This window comes from Deinococcus ficus (assembly GCF_003444775.1).
In the GTDB taxonomy this organism is placed as follows: domain Bacteria; phylum Deinococcota; class Deinococci; order Deinococcales; family Deinococcaceae; genus Deinococcus; species Deinococcus ficus.
Map to the genome: position 1 here is coordinate 566990 of NZ_CP021081.1, position 21661 is coordinate 588650.

Consider the following 21661-nt stretch of genomic DNA (forward strand, 5'->3'; position numbering starts at 1 on the left):
ATTTTCATCCTGGACGGTATTCTGAAGATACCGGAAGTCCGGTCCACGACCCTCTCTGCTCGCCCCGGCCGCACCTCCGGCCCTGGCGTCTGTGTTCTGCACGGTCCCGCAATGCGGCCCGGCCTTTCGACCAGCTCAACCGTCACCCGCGTGACGACCCCGCACGGCCCTCATGGCCCGGCGCAGGGCGTTCCGTCCCTCATCCACACTCCATTTCACTTCTTTTCCGGGAGGAATCTCATGTCCCCACAGCGCACCGAACCGCCGCATGAACTCTCCTGCACCTGGGTGCCCGGCACCCTGGACATCGTCCGCGCCCGCATCGGCTCGCGCGTGATCGAGGTCACCAGCACCACCCTCGCCCGCGTGTTCGGCCCCCGCGCCCTGGACGACCTGTACCTCAAGGGCCGCGTGACCATGCCCGTCAGCCCGCAGCAGCTGTCCCTGCTCGCCTGACGTTCCCCCTGAAGGCCCGCCCCGCACGCCGGGGCGGGCCTTGTTGCGGCCGGCCCCGGCGTGTACCCTCACGGCGCTGCACTACCATTCGCCCATGACCACGCACGCACCCGGCCCGGCCGCCTTCACCCCGGACCTGCAGGCCATGATCGCCGACCTCGAACAGCTCACCCTGATCGAATCCCCCTCCAGCGACCCGGTCGCCGTGGGCCGCGTCATGGACGTCGTGGAGGGCTGGGCGCGCGACCTGGGCGCCACCACCCGCGCCCTGCCGGGCGGCACCCGCACCTTCGACTTCGGGCTGGACCCGGCCGCCAGACAGCCGCTGCTGGTGCTCACGCACGCCGACACCGTGTGGCCCACCGGCACGCTGGACCGCATGCCCTTCCGGCAGGACTCAGAGCGCCTGTACGGCCCCGGCACGTACGACATGAAGGCCGGCATCGTGAGCCTGTTCCACGCCCTGCGCGCCTTTCATGCCAGCGGCCACTGGCCGGCCGGGGGCGTGAGTGTGCTGCTCTCCCCGGACGAGGAGACCGGCAGTCACAGCAGCCGCGCTCATATCGAGGCGGCCGCGCACGCCGCCCGCGCCGCCCTGGTCGTGGAACCCCCGGTGTCCGACAGCCACAACCTGAAGGTGGGCCGCAAGGGCACCGGCACCTTCACCCTGACCTTCGAAGGCGTCGCCAGCCACGCCGGGAACCGCCCGGAACTGGGCGCCAGCGCCATCACCGCCGCCGCCGAGGCCGTCCTCGCCCTGAACGCCCTGGCCCGCCCGGAGATCGGCACGACCCTCAGCGTCGGCCTGATCCAGGGCGGCAGCGCCGTGAACGTGATCCCCGCCCACGCCCAGCTGGACGTGGACCTGCGCATCTCCACCCTGAGCGAGGCCGAGCGCGTGATTCGCGACGTGAACGCCCTGACGCCCAGCGACCCGCGCGTCACCCTGACCGTCAGCGGCGGCCTGAACCGCCCACCCTTCGAGCAGACGCCCGGCGCCGCCCGGCTGTTCGGGCAGGCGCAGGCCATCGCCCGGGACCTGGGCTTCGAGATCGGCGGGGAGATCGTCGGCGGCGGCAGCGACGGGAACTTCACCGCGCCGATCACGCCCACCCTGGACGGCCTGGGCGCCCCCGGGGACGGCGCCCACGCCAGCCACGAACACGTCCGCCTGGACCGCTGGCCCGACCACGTGCGGCTCCTGCACCGCCTGATGCTGGACGCCTGAGATGTTCGGCCTGTTCCGCCGCACCCCGAAAGCGCCCGCCGACCCCCACGTGAAGCAGGACGACGCGCAGACATTCCGCGTGCGCGTCCGCACGCGCCCGCACGGCGAGACCGTGGAAATCCGCTTCACGAAACAGGCCCACATCGCCGTGGCCGACGGCGGCGGGTACGTGTTCCGCAAGGGCGTGGTGTCCCCGCAGCATTTCGACCGTGGGGAGATCAGCGTGCACTTCGACGACCGCTACGCCGTGACCCACACCGAGGCCAGCGGCGTGGAGTTCATTCCCGTGCAGGACTGGGAGGACTGACCGGTCACCGACCACGGGCGCGGCGGTAAACCCAGCCGCGCCCATCGCCTTCTCAGGGCGCTACAGCGCCATCCACCCACCGTCCGCAGTGATCACCGCGCCGTTGATCATCCGAGACTCGTCCGACACCAGATAAAGCGCCAGGCTCGCGATGTCCGACGGCTGCAGGTACTGCGGAATCAGCTGCGCGAACGCCCCGGCCCGCTGCGCGCCCACCGGGTCCAGACGGTCCTGCGGCATGCTCTCGCCGATGTTCGTGGCGGTGCCGCCGGGCGCGATCAGGTTGCAGCGAATCCCGCGCTGCGCGTACTGCCACGCGGTGTTGCGCGTCAGGCCCAGCAGCGCGTGCTTGGACGTCGTGTACGCCGCCCCGGCCGCGCCCCCGCTCAGGCTGGCGGTGGAGCCCACGTTCACGATGCTGCCCCCCGGCGTCTCCTGCGAGAGCATCTGCTGCACCGCGCGGCGCATCGCGTACATCGGCCCGTGCAGGTTCACGGCCAGCACCCGCTCCCACACCTCGTTCGTGACGTCCCCCACGGCCGCCATGTAATCCATGATTCCGGCGTTGTTCACCAGCGCGTCCAGCCGCCCGAACTCCCGCACCGCCACGTCGATCACACCCTCAGCGACCGCCTGCTCGGCCATGCTGCCCTGAAACGGCACCACCGCCCCGCCCGCCGCCTGGATGCCCCGCACCGCCGCGTCCAGCCGCCCGGCATTCAGATCCGCCGCGACCACCCGCGCGCCCTCCTGCGTGAAGCGCTGCGCCATCGCCAGCCCCATCCCCGACGCCGCGCCCGTCACCACGATGACCTTGTCCTGCACCCTCATCGCCGGCCTCCAGCACCCGTCCCTCCCCCGGGCAGGCCAGCCGGACAGTCCGGCCGGCACCGGGACGGAAGGCGGATCACGCTGAGGCTACGCCCGCACCCCCGGGCAGCTGTCCCGCCCCCGTGGGCCTACTCCAGCACGGTCCGGACGCCCTCCTCAAAGGTCAGGGCGGCGGTGTCCTGGCGGGACTTCACGACGTTCCGCCGCCACGGCATCCACTCCGTGCGGCCGTCTGCCGAGCGCAGGAACCCGCGCTGCCCCACCTCCACCGTCCGCGCCGGCCCCTGCAGCAGCGCCGCCAGCCCCGCCCGGACCGCTTCCGGGTCCCGTAGTGGCCCGGTCAGGCGCGCGCCCGGCACCGCGTCCGGCACCTCGCCCTCCGTGCCGCGCACCAGCGCCGCCGGGTGCGGGCGGTACAGCTCCACCGTGAAACCCTCCAGTGCCAGCAGCGCCGCCGTGGCCTCCGCGACCGTCAGCGGGCGGCTGAAGGTCACGTGCACGTCCAGCTCGAACCCACGGACGCCCTTCTCGCTCATGACGGCGTGGGCTCCGCCGCCGCGCTGCGTTCCAGCAGCTCCCGGTGGCCCCGGATGTGCCCGGACACCATGCGCAGCCAGTCCAGCGCGTCCAGCTCGCCGTAGAAGGGATGCCAGTACGTCCGGCCCGGCGTTTCACACACCCCGGCTGCCCCCGCCACCAGCGCCTCGCGGTGCGCCGCCCAGCGCGCCTCCCAGTCCGCCCACGCGACCCCGTCCTCCGAGGGCAGGGAGGGCGCCGGGGCCTGACGCCGGCCGTCTTTCAGCACCCCGGGCGTCTGGGGCGTGGGCCGCAGTTCCCGGTCGGACGTCAGCAGCCGGAACAGCGGCACGATGCTGTCCCCGATCTTCATCACGTGCTCCAGCTCCTGCGCCGGGCTCCACTCCCGGCCCGGCTGCACCCGGGTCCAGTCGGCCTGCCGGGTGCGCAGGTGGGCTTCCAGCGCGTCCAGTTCCCGCACCAGCCCGGCGCGCACGTCGTCCGGCGTCTCACCCATCGCCCGGAGCACGCCCGGGTCCTGCAGAGGTTTCGTCATGCAGGGCAGTGTACAGGGGCCGCCCCGCGCGGCCCCACCATTTCAGCGGGCCAGTCCTGCCGCGAACCCCACCCGCGCCGCCCAACCGGGCCGGTCGATCAGCGGGTTGCGGTTCCCCTGCGCCGCGTGAATCGCCGCGTTGCGGTGCCGCTCCCAGTCGCCCGGCGGGTCCGCCGCATGCCACGCCAGCAGCGTGCCCAGCTCCTCCGGGCCGTACTGCCGGACCACCCCCGGGTACCGCAGCAGGAAATACAGCGTCGCGCGCGCCGCCGCGCCCTTCCCGCGCGCCGGTTCGAACTGCCCCGGCTCCCGCTTGCCGCAGTCGCCGCGCACCACCTCGCCGTAATCCGCGAAGTCCGCGTACGGCGTGTTTCCCCGGAAACTGTTGCAGCCGGGCTCACACGCGAACAGGTGGTGCAGGTCACCGCGCATCGGCTCCTGCTTCCCGAACCAGCTCTGCGGGACCACGTGCTCGCAGTTGTACGGCAGCGCCTCCTCCAGCGCCTCCACGTTCAGGTTCTCCCGCGCGGCCAGCGCCACCCGCCGGCCCTCCGTGAGCAGGTCCGCGGCGATGAATTCCTGCGGCGCGTGCTCCCGGCCGCTGTACAGGCTCCGCAGTTTCCCGTCCGGCCAGACGTCCACCACCGGGTACAGCCGCCGCGCCGGATCGTACGCCGGCCGGCGCTCATGCGTCCGCACGAGCAGCGCCGACAGGGCCGCAAACAGCGCCTCCGGGTCCGCCTGCGCGTCCACGCCCGTGTAGTACGCCTCCGCGACCTCCGCGTCCCGCGGGTCCAGGTACGCGCCCGGGGCCGGAACCGGCGTGGGTGCCGGGCCGGCCACCGGCACGCGCAACTGCACCGTCACCGGCAGCGTCACCCGGCCGTCAACGCCGGGCGTCACCGCGCCCAGGTCCAGCACCACGCCGGAGGCCCGCGCCGCCTCCGTCACCGGGGGCAGCGTGCCGCTCAGCACGCCCGCCACCAGGGCGTTTCCCTGCAGGTCCGCCCGCGAACGCAGGTCCTCCAGGATGCGGCTCACCCGCACGCCCTCGTTCGCGATCCAGTCGATGTCCGTGTCGGCGTCCCCGGGTTTCAGCGGGGTGCCGTCGCGCCGCAGCGGGCGGCCCTGCGCGTCCGTTCGCGGCACGCCGCTGTGGTGCAGCGCCACGACCTCCCAGGCGTCGTTGAAGACCGGGCTGCCGCTGCTGCCGGGCGCCGTGTCCGTCTCGTAATGCAGGAAGTCCGGCAGGCGGTCCACCAGCCGGTTCTCCCGCAGCGCCACCTGTTTTGGCTTGCCGCTCGGGTGCTGCACGATGCTCAGCGCCTCGCCCAGCACGTGCTTGTCCGCACTGCCGAAGCAGGGCAGCCACCCGAACGCCCCCGCGTCCCCCTTCACCGCCACCAGCGAGTAATCCAGCGGCGCGGACGTCACGAACAGCGCCTGCGGGTCCAGCTCGAACGTCGTCCGTTCACGCAGGGTCCCGTCCGGCTTCAGCTCGTAATCGAACTCGATCACGCTGAACTGCGCGGCCGCCATGCTGTCCAGCACGTGATGGTTCGTCAGGATGGTCCGCGCGCTGCACAGCCAGCCCGTCCCGAACCCCACCGTGCGGCCCCGGCTGTCCCGCAGCACGATCCGCCCCACCGCCCGCGCCGCCGTCCGCGCCAGATCCAGGTACGCCACGTTCACCAGATCGTTCGCGCCCAGCACCCGTTCCAGCCGGTGCCGGACGTCCTCCGGCAGCCGCGCCGCCACTGCCGGCAAGTCCTCCTGTCCCTCGACCAGCGCCTGCGCGTCCCCCAGCGGCACGCCCACCCGCGTCAGGCGCGCTTCCACCCGCGCCGGCGCCTCGGCCGCCAGTGGCCCGCCCGCGGTCAGGCGCTCCAGATTCACCGTCCGCTGCGGGTCGCGGCGGACGAAACGGGCCTGCGTGGCGGTCAGCACCTCAGGGGGAATGTCCATTCACTCACCCTAGCAGTCAGGTATGGACGTAAGAAGAGGATTTGAGTAAGTGCAAAACTTAATGCGCCTCTGCTGCGCAAGCGCTTCAATGCCAGGAGAGACTGCAGAAACAGTTCGCCTGCATGCCATGAAGACCATGCAGGCGGGCTGGAGTGACGATCAGGTCAGCGGACGGGTTGACCGATCACGGCCCGGCCGCCCATCAGCGGCTGCAGCGCCGCCGGGATGCGGATGGTGCCGTCGGCCTGCTGGTGGTTTTCCAGGAACGGCACCAGGATGCGAGGCGTGGCGATCCCGGTATTGTTCAGGGTGTGCGCGTACACGAGTTTGCCGTCCTCATCGCGGTAACGCAGGCCCGTCCGGCGCGCCTGCCAGTCGCCCAGGTACGAGCAGCTGTGCGTCTCGCGGTACTTCTCCTCGCTGGGCACCCAGGTCTCGATGTCGTACATGAGGACCTTCCCGGCCCCCATGTCGCCCGTGCAGTTCTGAATCACGCGGTACGGCAGTTCCAGCGCCTGCAGCAGCGCCTCGGCGTTGCCGAGCAGCGTCTGGAACCACTGCATGCCCTCCTGCTCGTCGGCGCGGCACAGCACGTACTGCTCGACCTTGCGGAACTCGTGCACGCGGATCAGGCCCCGCACGTCCCGGCCGGCACTCCCGGCCTCGCGACGGAACGCGCCGCTGATCGCCGCGAACGTCAGCGGCAGCTGCTCGTGCGAGAGCTGCTCCCCGGCGTACAGGCTGTTCACGGGCACTTCCGCCGTGCCGGCCAGCATCAGCTCGTCGCCTTCCATCTTGTACACGGACTCCTCGTCGCCGGGGAAATGCCCACTGTTCACCAGCGTCTCCGGGCGCACCAGGGCCGTGGTGCTCAGCGGCGTGAAGCCCCGCGCGGCCAGGAACTGCATGGCGAACATCTGAATCGCCATTTCCAGCAGCGCCGCGTCCCCTTTCAGCAGGTAGCTGCGGCTGCCGGACACCCGCGCCACCCGCTCGAAGTCCGCCCAGCCCTGCTTTTCAAGCAACTCCACCTGATCCCACGGCTGGAAGTTGAACTCGGGCAGCGTCCCCTCACGGCGCAGCTCCACGTTCTCCGAGTCGTCCGCGCCGACCGGCACGTCCGCGTGCGGAACCTGAGGCACGCGCAGCAGTAGCTGCCGCAACTGGTCCTCATGCGCCCGCAGGGCCGGTTCCAGACCCTTGAGCTCCTCGCCCAGGTCCTTGCCCTTCTGAATCAGCGCCGGGCGGTCCTCGGCACTGGCCTTCGGGACCAGCTTCGCGTTCGCGTTGCGCTCGGCCTGCAGGGACTCCACCCGCTGCTTCAGGGCCGTCAGGTCACGGTCCAGGGTCAGCACCTCATCCAGGTCCAGCGGCGTGCCCTTGACCTGAATGGCGCGGCGCACCGCGTCCGGGTTCTCACGAATGAAACGGAGGTCCAGCATCAGTCCGCCTCCACCGTGCGCGGCACGCGAATCTGGCCGTCCTGCGTCTCGGCCGCCAGGGACAGCGCCACCGCCTGCGGGAACACCTCGCCGGGCTCATCCTCGCGCAGCACGTTCACCAGCGTCACCGGCCGCTGCATTTCCGCCACGCCGTCCGTGTCCACACTGGACAGCTGCTCGAAGTACCCCAGGACCTTGTTCAGGTCGGCCGTCATGGCCTCCCGCTCCCCCGGGTTCAGGTGCAGCCGCGCCAGCGCTGCCAAATGATCCAGCTCCGCCACATCAATCATGCCCCGGAGTATACGAGGGGCAGGCTGTGATGCCCGGCCTACTCCTCCGCACCCGGAACATCTGGTGCGCGGAAACTCTGGAGGGTCTGCCGCACCTTCCACGGATCAAGTTCAAGCGTACGCTGGTCCTCCTGCCAGTCCCAGGAGATGCTCACCGTGCCCATACGGGCCGTTCCCCCGGTCCCATGAAACCAGAATCGGATGTCCCCGACCTGCCCGGACTGGGGCAGCTCATCGTTCCAGATGCGGTCCAGCGTGACCGGTCCATAGGTTTGCGCCAGACGGCCAAGGAGGTGCCTGACCTGCGTCTCGTAGGCCTGCACCTCCTCCCGGGTCAGGGACCCGCTCACCAGTTCAGTCCTTGCTTTCGGGGCTGCCTTCCTTGACGGTCATGATGCTCAGGCCGGCGTCCACGTAGATGGTCTGGCCGGTCACGCCGGTGCTCAGGTCGGAGAGCAGGAACAGGGCCAGTTTGCCCACTTCCTCGGGGGTGGCGTTGCGGCCGAAGGCGGCGTTGCGGGCGCCCTTGTCGTACAGGCCGCCGAAGCCGGGGATGCTGCGCGCGGCGATGGTGCGCATGGGGCCGGCGCTGATGGTGTTCACGCGGATCTCGCGGTCGCCGAGGTCGGCGGCGAGGTAGCGGGTGGCGGCTTCCAGCGCGGCTTTCGCGACGCCCATGACGTTGTACTTGGGCACGACCTGCCGGGAGGCGTGGTAGGTGAGGCTGATGATGCTGCCGCCGTTCGGCATCAGGGGTTCGGCGTGCCGGGCGGCGGACACCAGGGTGTAGGCGCTGACGTTCAGGGCCGTGTTCCAGTCGTCGGCGGTGGTGTGCAGGAAGCGGCCTTCCATGGCGGTGCGGGGCGCGAACGCGATGCTGTGCACCAGGACGTCCAGCGTGCCGAACTCGGTGCTCACGCGCTCGAACAGGGCGGTCATGTCGTCTTCGCTGGTGGCGTCGGCCTGCTGGATCCACGTGCCGGGGTGGGGCGCGGTGAGTTTTTCCAGTTCGCCCCGCAGGCGCTCACCCTGGTAGCTGAAGCCCACGCGGCAGCCGGCAGCGAGAAGCTGCTGCGCGATGGCCCAGCCGAGGCTGCGGGAGTTGGCGACGCCCATCACCAGGGCGGTCTTGCCGGACAGGTCGAGTGTGATGCTCATCTGCGCTGAATGTAGCAACCCCGCCGGGGGGGCGTTGATGCGGGTGCAGGTTTCCGATCGGGGCGCGTGTGAAGTTCCCGGGCGGCGCGGCGGGCCGCGGGGCGTCAGAATGTGGTGAGAGATGGCTGGAAATACTGAGCTTCTGATGCTGCATGCCCCCCACCTGTCGGCCCGGCACGCCTTCACCACCCGGGCGGGCGGCGTGTCGGCCGGGGCGTTCGCGGGGCTGAACCTGGACGACCGGGCGGACGACCCGGCCGCCGTGCAGGAAAACCGCCGGCGGCTCGCTCAGGCCCTGGACTTCCCCGAGGGCGCTTTCGCGCGGCTGAACCAGGTGCACGGCACACAGGTGCAAGCCGTCACGGCGCCCGGCGTGTGGGAGGGCGACGCGCTGGTGACGGCCACGCCGGGCGTGCTGCTGGCGATCGGCACGGCCGACTGCTACCCGCTGCTGCTGGAGGACCCGGTGGCGGGCGTGGTGGGCGCGGCGCACGCGGGCTGGAAGGGCACAGTGGGGCTCATCGCGGCGCAGACCGTAGAGGCCATGACGATTCTGGGCGCCGAACCGGCGAACATCCGCGCGGCGGTCGGGCCGGGCATCTGCGGAGAGCGGTACGAGGTCGGCGCGGACGTCGCCCGGCAGTTCCGCGAGGCGGACCTGGGGGACTTCGTGCTGAACGTCGGCGGCCGCACGCACCTGGATCTCGCCGGAGCGAACCGCGCCGTGCTGCGGCGCGCGGGCCTGCCGGACGCACAGGTGTGGGTGTCGGGCCGCTGCTCCACCGAGCCGGACTTCTACTCGTACCGCCGGGACGCCGGCACGACCGGCCGGATGTGGGCCGTGATCGGCCTGCCCGCCCGGAGCGCCGGGGGAGCGCCGTGAGCCTCCTGAAGCCGGGCGACGTGCTGGCGCACTTTTCGGACATCACGCCGGAATTCCTGGCTGCGCGGGGCCTGCGGGGCCTGCTGCTGGACCTGGACAACACCCTGGTGCCGTACGGCAGTTACGCCGACGAGCACGACATGGCCGCCTGGACGCACGACCTGCGCGCCGCCGGCATCCGCCTGTACCTGCTGAGCAACGCCACGTCCCGCCGCGCGGACCTGTGGCTGTCCCGGCTCGGCTTCGACGGGGTCGGCATGGCCGGCAAACCCCACCCGCGCGCGTACCGCCGCGCCGTGGGGAAACTCGGGCTGCGGCCCGAGCAGGTGGGCATGGTGGGCGATCAGGTGTTCACGGACGTGCTGGGCGGTAATCTGGCCGGGTTGCACACCATCCTCGTCCGTCCGCTGGCCGACAACGCGCTGCCGCACACCCGCGCCGCCCGGGTCCTCGAAGGCCTGGTGCTGCGCCGCTACGGGCATGCCTGGAACAACTGGGAGCGGCCGTGAGTGCCCCCCTGCTTCCCGGCGTGGCGCCTCCCGGCCGCGCCTTACCCTGCTGGCCCCCCACGCTTTCCTGCTCACCCACTCCCCTGACTTTCCTGGAGGAACACGATCATGGCTCTTTCTATCGGTGACCGGCGCCTGGGCGCCATCCTGCTCGAACAGGGGTACATCAACGACACGGACCTGCAAAAAGCCCTGTCCCGGCACGCCGAGGTGGGGGGCCGCCTCGCGGACGTCCTGATCGACACCGGCCTCGTCGCCGAGAAACGCATCGCGCGGGCGGTGGAGGAAGCGCTGGGGATTCCGCTGGTGAACCTCACCATCGTGAACCCGGACGTGGAGGCCCTCAAGCGCGTGCGCGCCGAGACGGCCAGCACCCACCACGCCTTCCCGTTCGCGGTGGAGGCCGGGAAGCTGCGCGTGGCCCTGGTGGATCCGCTCTCCACCGTGAGCATCGAGGCGCTGGAAGACGACAGCAACATGGACATCGAGGTGTACCAGGCGCTGCGCAGCCAGATCCAGTGGGCGATCGCCACGCACTACCCCGAACTGAACCTGCCGGTCCCCGAGGCGGACGAGGCGCTGGGCGGCTCCCCGGTGGAGGAACGCATGGGGGACCGGCTGGTCTCCCGCGGCCTGATCACGAAAGAGCAGTTGCAGGCGGCGCTGGACGTGCAGGCGCAGACCGGGGACCTGCTGGGCGTCACGCTGGTGTCGCAGAAGGCCATCACCGAGGAGCAGCTGTACGAGTCCCTGGCCGAGCAGTACGGGTACCCGTTCGTGCACAACCCCCGGGACTTCAACCCGTCGCAGGAGGTGCTGGGCTGCATGCTCCGCGCCGACGCGCTGCGCCTGAACGCCGTGCCGGTGGACGACTCGGTGCTGTCCGTGACGGTCGTGACCAGCGACCCCACCAAGAAGGACGACATTCAGGCCGTGGTGGGCCGCCCGGTGAGCCTGGTGCTGACCCGCCCGCGCGACCTGGAGAACATGATCGAGCGCCTGTACCCGCAGCGCGGCCGGCTGGGCGAGGCGATGGTGAACGAGGGTGTGCTCTCCCGCGAGCAGCTGCGCGAGGCGCTGCAGGTGCAGGCCCGCGAGGGCAAGGTCAAGCCGCTGGGCGAGGTGATCATGGAACTCGGCTTCGCCGAGGAAGGCGAGATCAGCTCCGCGCTGGAAAAACAGAACTCCGGCGGGGGCCGCCTGGAGGACACGCTGGTGCAGTCCGGGAAGCTCAGCCCGGAGATGCTGGCCCGCTCGCTGGCCGCGCAGCTCGGCTACGATTTCCTGGACCCCATCCAGAACCCGCCGGACGCCGGGGTGATCAAGGAGATTCCCGAGCAGACCGCGCGGCGCTACTCGGTGATCCCGGTGCGCTACCAGGGCAACGCGATCGTGATCGCCATGAAGGACCCGCGCAACGTGTTCGCGCTGGACGACCTGAAACTCCTGACCGGGCGCGAGGTGATCCCGGCCGTGATGGCCGAGAAGGACATCACCCGCCTGATCGAGCGGTACTACGGCAGCAACGACATGGCCGCCCTGAACGAGCAGCTCAGCCAGGGCGGGAAGAAGGAAGCGGCCGAGGAGGTGGACCTCTCCGCCGGCCTGGACGACAATGCGGTCGTGCGCGTGGTGGACAGCCTGATCCGCGAGGCGGCGCTGCAGGACGTCAGCGACATTCACATCGAGCCGAGCGAGACGGCCGTGCGCGTCCGCTACCGCATCGACGGCGTGCTGCGCGAGCAGCCGCCCCTCCCGAAGGCCAGTGCGGCCAGCGTGCTGGCCCGCATCAAGATCCTGGGGCACCTGGACATCAGTGAGCGCCGCGTCCCGCAGGACGGCCGCGTGCGCTTCAAGAAAGGCAGCATCGACATCGACCTGCGCCTGTCCACGCTGCCCACGGTGTACGGCGAGAAGGCCGTGATGCGCCTGCTGCAGAAGGCCAGCAACATTCCCGAGGTGGAACAGCTGGGATTCAGCGATTACAACATGCAGCGCTACAGCGACGTGATCCAGAAACCCAACGGGATCTTCCTGGTGACCGGCCCCACCGGGTCCGGGAAGTCCTTCACGTCCTTCTCGACCCTCAAGCGCATCGCGGTGCCGGAGAAGAACACCACCACCATCGAGGACCCCGTCGAGTACGAGATTCCCGGGATCATCCAGTCGCAGGTGAACAACACCGCCGGCCTCACCTTCGCCCGCGCGCTGCGCGCCTTCCTGCGTCAGGACCCGGACATCATCTTCGTGGGGGAAATCCGCGACCAGGAAACCGCGAAGATCGCCGTGGAAGCGGCCCTGACCGGCCACCTGGTGCTCGCCACGCTGCACACCAACGACGCGCCCGGCGCGATCATCCGCCTGGACGAGATGGGCGTGGAGCCCTTCAACATCAGCGCGTCCGTGGTGGGGGTGCTCGCTCAGCGCCTGGTGCGCCGCGTGTGCCAGGAGTGCAAACAGCCCACCAACGCCGACCCGGACGTCCTGCGCCGCCTGGGCATCACGGAAAAGGACATCCAGGGCGCGCACCTGATGCGCGGCGCCGGCTGCCCCCGCTGCGGCGGCACCGGGTACAAGGGCCGCATGGGCATCCACGAACTGATGGTGATCGACGAGCCCCTGCGCCACGCCATCGGGTCTGGGAAGACCGCCAGCGAGATCAAGGAGGTCGCCCTCACGCAGAGCGGCATGAAGACCCTCCGGCAGGACGGCATCGAGAAGGCCCTGGAGGGCCGCACCACCCTGGAAGAGGTCCTGGCCGTCACCAGCAACTGAGCCCGCCCCGCTCGCCCGGCCCTCACCGGGAGTTCATCACAGGTCCGCCCCGCCGCACCCCCTACACTGCGCGTAGCCCCCTCACCCCGGCGCTCCCCCGGCGCCCCACCCCAGCGAGGACCCCCGCATGACCCAGCCCACCGCCGACATCACCGACATCCTGAAGTTCGCCGCCGAGAAGGGCGCCTCCGACGTCATCCTGACCGCCGGTCTGGCCCCGCAGTTCAAACTGCACGGCACCTACGACTCGCAGGGCTTCCCGGAAATCGGCCCGACCGACACCCGGAAACTCATGTACAGCATGATGAACGAAAAGCAGCAGCGCACCTTCGAGGAAAAACGCGAACTGGACTTCAGTTTCGCCCTCGGGGAACGCGCCCGCTTCCGCGTGAACGCCTTCATGCAGCGCGGCCACGTGGGCGGCGTGATGCGCCTGATTCCCACCCAGGTCAAGACGGTGGGGGAGATGGGCCTGCCCAGCCAGGTGGTGGACCTCGCGAACGCCCCGCGCGGGCTGGTGCTCGTGACCGGGCCCACCGGGTCGGGGAAAAGCACCACGCTGGCCGCGATGATCGACCACATCAACATCACGAAGAAGCTGCACATCGTGACCATCGAGGACCCGATCGAGTTCATGCACCAGCACAAGGGCTGCATCGTGAACCAGCGCGAGATCGGCTCCGACACCCTGGGCTTCAACGAGGCGCTGCGCGCCGTGCTGCGTCAGGCGCCGGACGTGATCCTGGTGGGCGAAATGCGTGACTACGAGACCATCAAGGCCGCCGTGACCGCCGCCGAAACCGGGCACCTGGTGATGGGCACCCTGCACACCAACAGCGCGCCCGAATCCATCGACCGTATCGTGGACGTCTTCCCGGAAGAGCAGCAGGCGCAGATTCGCGTGCAGCTCGCGAACAACCTGGTGGGCATCATGACCCAGCAGCTGCTGCCCCGCCTGGACGGCGCCGGACGCATCCTGGCGTACGAGCTGCTGATCGCCAACCCGGCCGTGCGCGCCCTGATCCGCGAGGGCAAGACGTACCAGATCACCAGCGTCATGCAGACCGGCGCGCGCGAGGGCATGATCACCATGGACGCGTACCTCGCGAACCTGTACCGCCGCCGCCTGATCAGCTTCGACATCGGCGCGGACCGCGCCGTGGACGCCAAGGAGTTCGCGCGCCTCGCGAACGACCCGAACGCGCCCATGCCCACCCTGGGCAGCGCCTCGAACGCCGCGCAGGCGGGCCTGAGCGTGAACACCCCCAGCGGAGCGCGCGGGTCCACCCCCGCCAGCGCCTACGCCACCGACCCGGGCCTGACCGTGCGGCCGGTGAACGAGACGGGCCGCAACTCGGCCACGCCCGCGCCCGCCGGCGGGAATCCCTTCGGCCGCCGCTGAGCAGCCAGGATCATCAAAGCAAACGCCCCCGCCAAGTGCGGGGGCGTTTCATGTGCTCGGTCCTTACGCGCCGGGCTGGGTGACTTTCGTAACGGCCGGGGGAATGGTGGCCGGTGCGTCCTGCGCGGGGCGGGGCAGCAGCAGCAGGTCCAGCACCTGACCCACGCGCTCGACGGCATGGATGGTGAGGTCGCCGCGGATGCTGTCGGGCACGTCCTGAAGGTGCGGTTCGTTGTCCTTCGGGATGATGACCTCGCGGATGCCGCCCTGGTGCGCGGCGAGGAGCTTTTCCTTCACGCCGCCGATGGGCAGCACGCGGCCGCGCAGGCTGATCTCGCCGGTCATGGCGACGTCCAGGCGCACCGGGCGTCCGGTGATGGCGCTGATCACGGCCGTGGCGATGGTGATGCCGGCGCTGGGGCCGTCTTTCGGGGTGGCGCCGTCCGGGAAGTGCACGTGCAGGTCCAGCGTCTTGTGGAAGTCGGGGTCCGCGCCGTACTCGTGCGCGTGGGCGCGCAGATACGCGATGGCCGCGGCCACACTTTCCTTCATCACGTCGCCCAGGCTGCCAGTCATGTTGATCTTGCCGGTGCCGGGGGTGGCGAGCGCCTCGACGAGCAGCATCGTACCGCCCACACTGGTCCACGCGAGGCCCTGGGCCACACCGACCTGCGGTTCTTTCTCCATGCGGTCGGGCTTGTGCAGCGGCACGCCCAGGAAGTCCGGAATCTGGGCGGCGTCGATGACCTTCACGCCTTCCCAGGGGGTCTCGAGCAGTTCACGGGCAGCCTTGCGGGCCAGCTTGCTGATCTGCCGGTCGAGGTTGCGTACGCCGCTCTCGGCGGTGTACTCCTCCACGATGCGGTTCAGGGCGGCGTCCGTGATCTCCAGGCGCCCGACCAGGCCGTGCGACTTGATCTGCCGGGGCACGCGGTAGCGCTTGGCGATCTCCACCTTCTCCGGCTGGGTGTAGCCGGGAATCTGGATGACTTCCATGCGGTCCAGCAGCGGGCGGGGGATGGTCTGGAGGCTGTTGGCGGTGGTGATGAACATGACCTGCGACAGGTCGTAGGGCACTTCCAGGTAGTGGTCCTGGAAGGTGTGGTTCTGTTCGGGGTCCAGCACTTCCAGCATGGCGCTGCTGGGGTCGCCGCGCCAGTCGCTGCTCATCTTGTCGATCTCGTCGAGCAGCACGACGGGGTTCACGACGCCGGCGGTCTTCATGCCCTGGATGATCCGGCCGGGCATGCTGCCGATGTAGGTGCGGCGGTGGCCGCGGATCTCGCTCTCGTCGCGCACGCCGCCGAGGGCCATGCGCACGAACTTGCGGTTCAGTGAACGGGCGATGCTCTTACCCAGGCTGGTCTTGCCGACCCCGGGAGGGCCGACGAGGCACAGGATCGGCGCGCGCAGTTCGGCGTCGTCGGTGCGTTCCTCGGCGGTGCGTTCCTGGCGCTGCTCCTCGGTCTCCTCGGGGCGGTGCGTGAGCTGGCGCACAGCCAGGAATTCCAGGATGCGGTCCTTCACGTCCCCGAGGGCGTAATGGTCGGCGTCCAGGATCTCGCGGGTGCGGCCGATGTCCAGGATCTCCTCGTCGCGTTTGCTCCAGGGGACATCCACCAGCCAGTCGATGTAGTTGCGCACCACGGTGCTCTCGGGGCTGCCGCCGGGCGTGCGTTCCAGGCGCTGCAGTTCCTTGAGGGCCTTTTCCTTGATGCTCTCGGGCATGCCGGCCGCCTCGATCTTCTCGCGCAGGGCCTCGACCTCGGCGGGGCTGTCCTCGCCGCCGCCGAGTTCCTTGCCGATGGCCTTCATCTGCTCGCGCAGGTAGTACTCGCGCTGGTTGGCGTCCATCTGCTCTTTGACGCGCCCGGCGATCTTCTTGTCCATGTTGAAGCGCTCGGTGTCGCGGGTGAGGAGCTTCAGCACGGCTTCCAGGCGGGCGCGCAGCGTGGCGGCCGACAGGACTTCCTGCTTTTCCTCGGTGGTCCAGGTGGCGTGGTGGGCGACCTGGTCACTCAGGGCGCCGGCGTCGGTCAGGGCCTTGAGGTTTTCGAGCTGGTAGTTGTCCAGGCGCAGGTTCTTGTTCTGGCGCTGGTATTCCTCGAACGCGGCCTTGATCTCGCCGGCGAGCACGACCACCTCGCGGCTGTCGTCCTGCGCGGCCGGCTGCGTTTCGGCGCGCACGCGCAGGTAGGCGCTGGGCACCTCACCTTCGACCTTGGCGCGTTCCTGCGCTTCGACGAGCACCTGGTAGGTGTTGTCGGGCATGCGCACGACCTGCTTGATCACGCCGAGCACGCCCATGTCGTACAGTTCGCCGAGGGTGGGGTCGTCGGTGCGGGCGTCGCGCTGGGTGAGCAGCAGCACGCGGCGGTCGGCGGCCTGGGCCTCGTCCACGGCGCGTTTGCTCTTGGGACGGCCCACGTCGATGTTCTTGGTGACCCCGGGCAGGATCACTTCGTTTCTCAGTGCGAGTACGGGAAGTTCCCAGATCATGCTTGCTCCTTGAGGCTCTTGTGACTGCGCCGGGGCGCAGGGGAGATACGAGAGTGTGGCACGGGCGGGATAACACAAACGGCACCCCCGCCCAGGGTGTCCGGTGATTCTAGGAGCCTGGGCGGGACAGTGCTGTAATCTACGCTGCTATCAGGCAGACTTCTTGAGTCCCTTCGACTCAAGCAGTGTCATGGGCTGGTCGATGTTCTCCGCGTCGAAGACCAGTTCCTCCAGGCCCTCCACCGGCAGCTCGAACAGCAGGTCCGTCATGGCCTTCTCCAGCACCGCCCGCAGGCCACGTGCGCCGGTCCGGCGTTCCTTGGCCCGGTGCGCCACCTCGCGCAGCGCGCCCTCCGTGAACTTCAGGTTCACGTCCTGGAACCCGAACAGCGCCTGGTACTGTTTCACGATCGCGCCCTGCGGCTCGGTCAGGATCCGCACCAGCGCGTCCTCGTCCAGATCTTGGAGCTGCACGACCAGCGGCAGGCGGCCCACGAACTCCGGAATCAGCCCGAACTTCACGAGGTCCTCCGGGAGGAAACGCAGCTCGTCCTTCTCCTCGCCCTTGTGCTCGGCGCCGAAACCCACGCTGCGCACGTTCGTGCGCGCCCGGGCGATCTCGGCCATGCTCTCGAACGCCCCGCCCACGATGAACAGGATGTTCTTCGTGTTCACCTGCACCAGTTCCTGCTGCGGGTGCTTGCGGCCCCCCTGCGGCGGCACCTGCGCGACCGTGCCCTCGATGATCTTCAGCAGCGCCTGCTGCACGCCCTCACCGCTCACGTCCCGGGTGATGCTTGTCCCCTCGGACTTGCGGGCGATCTTGTCGATCTCGTCGATGTAGATGATCCCGCGCTCGGCGGCCGCCACGTCGTACTCGGCCGCCTGCAGCAGACGCACGATCACGTTCTCCACGTCGTCGCCCACGTAGCCGGCTTCGGTCAGCGTGGTCGCGTCGGCAATCGCGAACGGCACCTCCAGCATCTCCGCCAGCGACTGCGCCAGCAGTGTCTTCCCGGTCCCGGTCGGCCCGATCAGCAGGATGTTGCTCTTCTGCAGGTTCACGTCCGGGTGCGCCAGCCGCTGGTAATGGCTCACGACCGCCACCGCCAGCGCCTTCTTCGCCTCGTCCTGCCCGATCACGAACTCGTCCAGGTACGCCTTGATGTCCTTCGGGCTGGGCAGTTCCTCCAGCCGGAACTCACTCCCGGCCTTCTTGTTCTGCTTGACCAGCTCACTGGCGCGCTCCGTGCACTCGTTGCAGATGAACGCCGCGCGGCCCGGCGCCTCGATCAGCTGCGCGATCTGCGGATGCTGCCGTCCGCAGAACGAGCAGCGGTCCCCTCCTTTCGTCATCCTTCGCCCCCCAGTTCCCGCGTGTTCTCGATCACGCTGTCAATCAACCCGTACTTCTGCGCCTCGGCGGGCGACATGAAGTAATCCCGCTCCATGTCCCGCAGCAGCTTCTCGTGCGGAATGTCGGTGTGCTTGTGGTAGATCTCCACCAGCTTGTCCCGCAGGTGCAGCACTTCCTTGGCCTGCACCTCCAGGTCCGGGGTGTTCCCGCGGAACCCGGCCGAACCCTGGTGAATCATGATGCGGCTGTTCGGCAGCGCCATGCGCTTGCCCTTGTCCCCGGCCATCAGCAGCACGCTGCCCATGCTCATGGCGATCCCCACGCAGATGGTGCTCACCGGCGCCTTGATGTAACGCATGGTGTCGTAGATCGCCAGGCCGGCGTACACCTCCCCGCCGGGGCAGTTGATGTACATCTGGATCTCCTGCTCGGGGTTCTGGCTGTCGAGCAGCAGCAGCTGAGCCACGATGGTGTTCGCCATCTGCGACTCGATGGGCGTCCCCACGAAAATAATCCGGTCCTTCAGCAGCCGCGAGTAGATGTCGTACATCCGCTCGCCGCGCCCGGTCTGCTCAATCACGTAGGGAATCACACTCATAACCTCCATTATCGCACGCCCGGCCATGAGCACCGTAAGCGAAGTGCACAGCGGCACTCCTATGGCCGGGAGCATGGAGGCGGCCTGAAGAGCCCAGATATCAGGTCGCCCGGGAGACTGGGGAGGCAGTGGCGTCGGTCAGCGCTTCAGAGGCATGCAGGCGATGGGCATGGGGGCCTCGCCGACGCGGGGGCAGGCGTCCACACCAGTCTTCTGAATGAGTTCCGGGCGGCTCTGGGCGCTGCCGAGGGTGCCGGCCAGGGTGATCAGCAGAAGGGCGGCGAGGGCGGCGGCGGGCAGCAGGGGAGAGCGGGAACGCATGGTGCCTCCGGTACGTGGGGAGCGCTGTGGGCGTTCCGGGCTGGCGAGGTAGGCTATTCATATTACCCGGGAGATATTGACCCAGGGATTTCGCCCGGGTACTATTTACCCATGACCCCCGACCCCACCTACACCGCCTTCCAGGGCCAGCAGCGGCTGATCACCGGCCCCCTGCGCGACGTGCTCACCCACCTCAAAACACTGGTGGATTCCGGGCAGCGCAACCCCAACCACCTGCTGCTGATCTTCAACGACCAGACCGGACGGGTCGCGGACTTCAACCTGAACGGCACCCTCCAGCAGGTCCTGGACCGCGAGGCGCCGCTGCCCCGCACCGGCCCCGGCCGCCCGAAACTGGGCGTGGTGTCCCGCGAGGTCTCCCTGCTTCCCCGCCACTGGGAATGGCTGGAAAGCCACCCGAACGGCGCGTCCGCCGCGCTGCGCCGCCTGATCGACGAGGCCCGCAAGGCCGATCCGGCGGGTGAGCGCCGCCGGCAGGCCACCCTGCCCACCGACCGCTTCCTCACGGTGATGGGCGGCGACCTGCCCGGCGCGGAGGACGCCAGCCGCGCCCTGTACCAGGGGGACGGCCCCACCTTCCGCCGGCTGGTGCAGGGCTGGCCGGACGACATCCGCCAGCACGCCCTGCACCTGTCCGCCGGCGCGTTCGAGGACGACGCATGACCCGCGCCTACAAGGGCTTCACGCCGCGGATGGGCGTGTACCGCGTCACGCACGTGCCCAGCGGCCGCACCCTGCTGGGCCACAGCACGCACGTGGAAGGCCTGCTCAACCGCTTCCGCTTCCAGCTGACGCACGGCTCGCACGCGAACCGGGCCATGCAGCGCGACTGGCAGGCCACCGGCCCGGACAGTTTCACCTTCGAGGTGCTGGACGACATCACCCCGACCACCCCCGGCGAGGAACCCGTGGACGACCTCAAGGAGCTGCTGAGCCTATGGCAGGAGAAACTGAACATTCCCCCCGGCCTCCAGTACTGACCGCGCGGTCCACCGCGGACGAACTCGCCAGCCTGTCCCTCAGCGCCGACCCCGCCGTGCGGGCCGCGGTGGCCGTGCACCCCAACACCACGCCGTACATCCTGGGCACCCTCGCCGCGGACTTCCCGGCCGAGGTGCTGCGCAACCCGGCCCTGCCACTGCTGCGCCTCGCGAACCCGCGCTTCATGACCGGCTGGCCGCAGGCGGGCCTGATCGCCCTGGTGCGCCACCCGGACGCGCCCGCCTGGCTGCGCGCCCTGGCCCTGACCCATCCCCGCACCGAGTACCAGGTGGCGGTTGCCTCGCACCCGGCCCTGACCGCCGCGGAGCGCGCGCAACTGGCCGCGCACCCGGCGTGGCTGGTCCGCGCCCGCATCGCCGCGCGGCCGGACACGCCCCCGGACCTGCTGGACGCCTTCGCGCACGACCCAGATTACGGGGTGCGCCTCGCGGCCGCGTCCCGCCCGGACCTGCCCGAACGCAGCGTCGCGGCCCTGCTGAGCGACCCCTCACGGCTGGTGCAGCAGGTGATGCGCCAGACCCTGGGCGCGCCCAGCGCGTCCCGGCGGCCGGGCTGAGCCGCGCCTCATGCGGCGGCCTACACTGAAAGCAGAAGGGGACGCCGCTCCTCGACCATCCGGGTGGGGACCACGCGCCGCTTCGTTTGCCCTGGAGGAGACTATGACCGCGAAGACCGCCGCTCAGATGGTGCAGGAAGCCAGGCAACGCGTCGAGAATCTCACTGTGGCCCAGGTGGCCCGGGAGATGCAGGAGGACGGTGCCCTGCTGGTCGATATCCGGGAGCCCGGGGAGGACCAGAAGGAAGGCGTGATTCCGGGGGCGATCGCCGCGCCGCGCGGCATGCTGGAATTCTGGGCGGATCCCAGCAGCCCTTACCACCGCAGTGAGTTCAGCCCGGACCGCCGCGTGATCCTGCACTGCGCGTCCGGGGGGCGCTCGGCGCTGGCGGCCGACACGCTGCGGCAGCTGGGGTACAGCCGGGTCGCGCACCTGGACGGCGGGATCCGCGCTTGGGCGCAGGAGGGTCAGCCGGTCAGCCGGCCCGGCACCTGATTTCTTGCACTGATTCCCTTCCGCTGCAACGAAAAACCCCCAGCCCTGCGGCTGGGGGTGCACTCCGGTGGGAGACGAGTTACTTGAGTTCGACCTTGGCGCCAGCGCCTTCGAGCTGGGCTTTCATCTTCTCGGCTTCGTCCTTGGTCACGCCTTCTTTCAGAACGCCGCCCTTCTCGCTCATGTCCTTGGCTTCCTTGAGGCCCAGGCCGGTGATGGCGCGGATTTCCTTAATGACGTTGATCTTGCTGGCGCCGGCGTCGACGAGAACGACGTCGAATTCAGTCTTCTCTTCGGCAGCGGGAGCGGCGGCACCGGCGGCGGGGCCGGCGGCGACGGCGGCGGTCACGCCCCAGGTTTCCTTCAGACCGTCGATGAGGTCCGCGAGTTCCATGATGGTGAGGGTGCCGAGCTGGTCGATCAGAGCCTGTTTGTCGTAAGCCATGTTGTGTTCCTCCGGGATTGGATTGGTGTGGTGCGCTGGAAGGTGAGG

General features: G+C 69.6%; 24 protein-coding genes. 11 read left to right on the forward strand and 13 right to left on the reverse strand.

All coding sequences use genetic code 11. From position 1 onward, the window contains the following. Window positions 1-240 precede the first annotated feature (240 nt). The 3 genes from DFI_RS02835 to DFI_RS02845 all read left to right on the forward strand — a co-directional run bounded on the left by DFI_RS02835 (window position 241) and on the right by DFI_RS02845 (window position 1991). On the forward strand, window positions 241-456 hold the full coding sequence (locus tag DFI_RS02835; protein ID WP_022800194.1) for a hypothetical protein: 216 nt from the start codon (window positions 241-243) through the stop codon (window positions 454-456). 94 nt (window positions 457-550) lie between these two features. Further along, window positions 551-1684, forward strand: a complete 1134-nt coding sequence (locus DFI_RS02840) for a M20 family metallopeptidase (RefSeq protein WP_051307935.1) — start codon at window positions 551-553, stop codon at window positions 1682-1684. 1 nt (window position 1685) lies between these two features. Beyond that, on the forward strand, window positions 1686-1991 hold the full coding sequence (locus DFI_RS02845; protein WP_027463374.1) for a hypothetical protein: 306 nt from the start codon (window positions 1686-1688) through the stop codon (window positions 1989-1991). A gap of 60 nt (window positions 1992-2051) precedes the next feature. On the opposite strand, the gene DFI_RS02850 is transcribed toward DFI_RS02845, so the two are convergent. From DFI_RS02850 to DFI_RS02885, 8 genes are all read right to left on the reverse strand, one after another. Further along, entirely contained in the window at window positions 2052-2822 is a 771-nt protein-coding gene (locus tag DFI_RS02850; RefSeq protein WP_027463375.1) for an SDR family oxidoreductase, read from the reverse strand. 128 nt (window positions 2823-2950) lie between these two features. Next, window positions 2951-3358, reverse strand: a complete 408-nt coding sequence (locus DFI_RS02855; protein WP_022800190.1) for a hypothetical protein — start codon at window positions 3356-3358, stop codon at window positions 2951-2953. Then, entirely contained in the window at window positions 3355-3894 is a 540-nt protein-coding gene (locus tag DFI_RS02860; protein ID WP_027463376.1) for a DinB family protein, read from the reverse strand. The genes DFI_RS02855 and DFI_RS02860 overlap by 4 nt, the downstream gene beginning before the upstream one ends. A 42-nt stretch (window positions 3895-3936) precedes the next feature. Then, entirely contained in the window at window positions 3937-5859 is a 1923-nt protein-coding gene (locus DFI_RS02865) for an endonuclease (RefSeq protein ID WP_027463377.1), read from the reverse strand. A gap of 164 nt (window positions 5860-6023) precedes the next feature. After that, complete coding sequence (serS, locus tag DFI_RS02870; protein WP_027463378.1) at window positions 6024-7301, reverse strand: serine--tRNA ligase; 1278 nt, start codon at window positions 7299-7301, stop codon at window positions 6024-6026. After that, the gene (gene gatC / locus DFI_RS02875; protein WP_022800186.1) at window positions 7301-7591 is read right to left on the reverse strand and encodes an Asp-tRNA(Asn)/Glu-tRNA(Gln) amidotransferase subunit GatC; all 291 of its coding nucleotides are present in this window, start codon (window positions 7589-7591) and stop codon (window positions 7301-7303) included. Before gatC ends, serS begins: the two co-directional genes overlap by 1 nt. 38 nt (window positions 7592-7629) lie before the next feature. After that, complete coding sequence (locus DFI_RS02880; protein ID WP_027463379.1) at window positions 7630-7941, reverse strand: DUF6896 domain-containing protein; 312 nt, start codon at window positions 7939-7941, stop codon at window positions 7630-7632. A 4-nt stretch (window positions 7942-7945) separates the two neighbouring features. Continuing rightward, window positions 7946-8749 carry an enoyl-ACP reductase FabI gene (locus tag DFI_RS02885; protein ID WP_027463380.1) on the reverse strand — a complete coding sequence of 268 codons (804 nt, stop codon included), beginning with the start codon at window positions 8747-8749 and terminating at the stop codon, window positions 7946-7948. A 121-nt stretch (window positions 8750-8870) separates the two neighbouring features. Here DFI_RS02885 and pgeF point away from each other — a divergent pair, with 121 nt between their 5' ends. The 4 genes from pgeF to DFI_RS02905 all read left to right on the forward strand — a co-directional run bounded on the left by pgeF (window position 8871) and on the right by DFI_RS02905 (window position 14318). Further along, the gene (gene pgeF, locus DFI_RS02890) at window positions 8871-9632 is read left to right on the forward strand and encodes a peptidoglycan editing factor PgeF (RefSeq protein WP_027463381.1); all 762 of its coding nucleotides are present in this window, start codon (window positions 8871-8873) and stop codon (window positions 9630-9632) included. Continuing rightward, window positions 9629-10141, forward strand: coding sequence for a YqeG family HAD IIIA-type phosphatase (locus DFI_RS02895; protein WP_027463382.1), 513 nt, complete (start codon window positions 9629-9631; stop codon window positions 10139-10141). The genes pgeF and DFI_RS02895 overlap by 4 nt, the downstream gene beginning before the upstream one ends. Before the next feature lie 108 nt (window positions 10142-10249). Further along, the gene (locus tag DFI_RS02900; protein ID WP_022800181.1) at window positions 10250-12916 is read left to right on the forward strand and encodes an ATPase, T2SS/T4P/T4SS family; all 2667 of its coding nucleotides are present in this window, start codon (window positions 10250-10252) and stop codon (window positions 12914-12916) included. A 127-nt stretch (window positions 12917-13043) separates the two neighbouring features. Beyond that, entirely contained in the window at window positions 13044-14318 is a 1275-nt protein-coding gene (locus DFI_RS02905) for a type IV pilus twitching motility protein PilT (protein WP_022800180.1), read from the forward strand. Between the two features lie 63 nt (window positions 14319-14381). On the opposite strand, the gene lon is transcribed toward DFI_RS02905, so the two are convergent. From lon to DFI_RS02925, 4 genes are all read right to left on the reverse strand, one after another. Then, window positions 14382-16817: an endopeptidase La gene (gene lon / locus DFI_RS02910; RefSeq protein WP_022800179.1), complete on the reverse strand. Its 2436-nt coding sequence runs from the start codon at window positions 16815-16817 to the stop codon at window positions 14382-14384. Between the two features lie 150 nt (window positions 16818-16967). Continuing rightward, on the reverse strand, window positions 16968-18173 hold the full coding sequence (clpX, locus tag DFI_RS02915) for an ATP-dependent Clp protease ATP-binding subunit ClpX (protein WP_027463383.1): 1206 nt from the start codon (window positions 18171-18173) through the stop codon (window positions 16968-16970). Then, on the reverse strand, window positions 18170-18781 hold the full coding sequence (clpP, locus tag DFI_RS02920; RefSeq protein ID WP_108912914.1) for an ATP-dependent Clp protease proteolytic subunit: 612 nt from the start codon (window positions 18779-18781) through the stop codon (window positions 18170-18172). Before clpP ends, clpX begins: the two co-directional genes overlap by 4 nt. A gap of 129 nt (window positions 18782-18910) precedes the next feature. After that, the gene (locus DFI_RS02925) at window positions 18911-19093 is read right to left on the reverse strand and encodes a hypothetical protein (RefSeq protein WP_027463384.1); all 183 of its coding nucleotides are present in this window, start codon (window positions 19091-19093) and stop codon (window positions 18911-18913) included. Window positions 19094-19204: 111 nt separating this feature from the next. On the opposite strand from DFI_RS02925, the gene DFI_RS02930 reads away from it, so the two are divergent. The 4 genes from DFI_RS02930 to DFI_RS02945 all read left to right on the forward strand — a co-directional run bounded on the left by DFI_RS02930 (window position 19205) and on the right by DFI_RS02945 (window position 21168). Beyond that, window positions 19205-19777, forward strand: a complete 573-nt coding sequence (locus tag DFI_RS02930) for a DUF2239 family protein (protein WP_027463385.1) — start codon at window positions 19205-19207, stop codon at window positions 19775-19777. Then, entirely contained in the window at window positions 19774-20094 is a 321-nt protein-coding gene (locus tag DFI_RS02935; protein ID WP_043778504.1) for a GIY-YIG nuclease family protein, read from the forward strand. Before DFI_RS02930 ends, DFI_RS02935 begins: the two co-directional genes overlap by 4 nt. Continuing rightward, window positions 20052-20672, forward strand: a complete 621-nt coding sequence (locus DFI_RS02940; RefSeq protein WP_155864565.1) for a hypothetical protein — start codon at window positions 20052-20054, stop codon at window positions 20670-20672. Before DFI_RS02935 ends, DFI_RS02940 begins: the two co-directional genes overlap by 43 nt. Before the next feature lie 103 nt (window positions 20673-20775). Beyond that, entirely contained in the window at window positions 20776-21168 is a 393-nt protein-coding gene (locus DFI_RS02945; RefSeq protein WP_027463386.1) for a rhodanese-like domain-containing protein, read from the forward strand. A gap of 79 nt (window positions 21169-21247) precedes the next feature. Here the strand turns inward: DFI_RS02945 and rplL are convergent, their stop codons facing one another. Further along, on the reverse strand, window positions 21248-21613 hold the full coding sequence (gene rplL / locus DFI_RS02950; protein ID WP_022800171.1) for a 50S ribosomal protein L7/L12: 366 nt from the start codon (window positions 21611-21613) through the stop codon (window positions 21248-21250). Between the last annotated feature and the right edge of the window lie 48 nt (window positions 21614-21661).

Excerpts from the sequence above, each read along its gene's own strand:
- DFI_RS02845 (WP_027463374.1), top strand. The coding sequence starts at position 1,686 with ATGTTCGGCCTGTTCCGCCGCACCCCGAAAGCGCCCGCCGACCCCCAC.
- clpX (WP_027463383.1), bottom strand. The coding sequence starts at position 18,173 with ATGACGAAAGGAGGGGACCGCTGCTCGTTCTGCGGACGGCAGCATCCG.
- DFI_RS02840 (WP_051307935.1), top strand. The coding sequence starts at position 551 with ATGACCACGCACGCACCCGGCCCGGCCGCCTTCACCCCGGACCTGCAG.
- DFI_RS02900 (WP_022800181.1), top strand. The coding sequence starts at position 10,250 with ATGGCTCTTTCTATCGGTGACCGGCGCCTGGGCGCCATCCTGCTCGAA.
- DFI_RS02945 (WP_027463386.1), top strand. The coding sequence starts at position 20,776 with ATGACCGCGAAGACCGCCGCTCAGATGGTGCAGGAAGCCAGGCAACGC.
- DFI_RS02925 (WP_027463384.1), bottom strand. The coding sequence starts at position 19,093 with ATGCGTTCCCGCTCTCCCCTGCTGCCCGCCGCCGCCCTCGCCGCCCTT.
- DFI_RS02940 (WP_155864565.1), top strand. The coding sequence starts at position 20,052 with ATGGCAGGAGAAACTGAACATTCCCCCCGGCCTCCAGTACTGACCGCG.
- rplL (WP_022800171.1), bottom strand. The coding sequence starts at position 21,613 with ATGGCTTACGACAAACAGGCTCTGATCGACCAGCTCGGCACCCTCACC.
- DFI_RS02835 (WP_022800194.1), top strand. The coding sequence starts at position 241 with ATGTCCCCACAGCGCACCGAACCGCCGCATGAACTCTCCTGCACCTGG.
- DFI_RS02855 (WP_022800190.1), bottom strand. The coding sequence starts at position 3,358 with ATGAGCGAGAAGGGCGTCCGTGGGTTCGAGCTGGACGTGCACGTGACC.
- clpP (WP_108912914.1), bottom strand. The coding sequence starts at position 18,781 with ATGGAGGTTATGAGTGTGATTCCCTACGTGATTGAGCAGACCGGGCGC.
- DFI_RS02905 (WP_022800180.1), top strand. The coding sequence starts at position 13,044 with ATGACCCAGCCCACCGCCGACATCACCGACATCCTGAAGTTCGCCGCC.
- DFI_RS02885 (WP_027463380.1), bottom strand. The coding sequence starts at position 8,749 with ATGAGCATCACACTCGACCTGTCCGGCAAGACCGCCCTGGTGATGGGC.
- lon (WP_022800179.1), bottom strand. The coding sequence starts at position 16,817 with ATGATCTGGGAACTTCCCGTACTCGCACTGAGAAACGAAGTGATCCTG.
- DFI_RS02930 (WP_027463385.1), top strand. The coding sequence starts at position 19,205 with ATGACCCCCGACCCCACCTACACCGCCTTCCAGGGCCAGCAGCGGCTG.
- serS (WP_027463378.1), bottom strand. The coding sequence starts at position 7,301 with ATGCTGGACCTCCGTTTCATTCGTGAGAACCCGGACGCGGTGCGCCGC.
- DFI_RS02850 (WP_027463375.1), bottom strand. The coding sequence starts at position 2,822 with ATGAGGGTGCAGGACAAGGTCATCGTGGTGACGGGCGCGGCGTCGGGG.
- DFI_RS02865 (WP_027463377.1), bottom strand. The coding sequence starts at position 5,859 with ATGGACATTCCCCCTGAGGTGCTGACCGCCACGCAGGCCCGTTTCGTC.
- DFI_RS02860 (WP_027463376.1), bottom strand. The coding sequence starts at position 3,894 with ATGACGAAACCTCTGCAGGACCCGGGCGTGCTCCGGGCGATGGGTGAG.
- pgeF (WP_027463381.1), top strand. The coding sequence starts at position 8,871 with ATGGCTGGAAATACTGAGCTTCTGATGCTGCATGCCCCCCACCTGTCG.
- DFI_RS02935 (WP_043778504.1), top strand. The coding sequence starts at position 19,774 with ATGACCCGCGCCTACAAGGGCTTCACGCCGCGGATGGGCGTGTACCGC.
- gatC (WP_022800186.1), bottom strand. The coding sequence starts at position 7,591 with ATGATTGATGTGGCGGAGCTGGATCATTTGGCAGCGCTGGCGCGGCTG.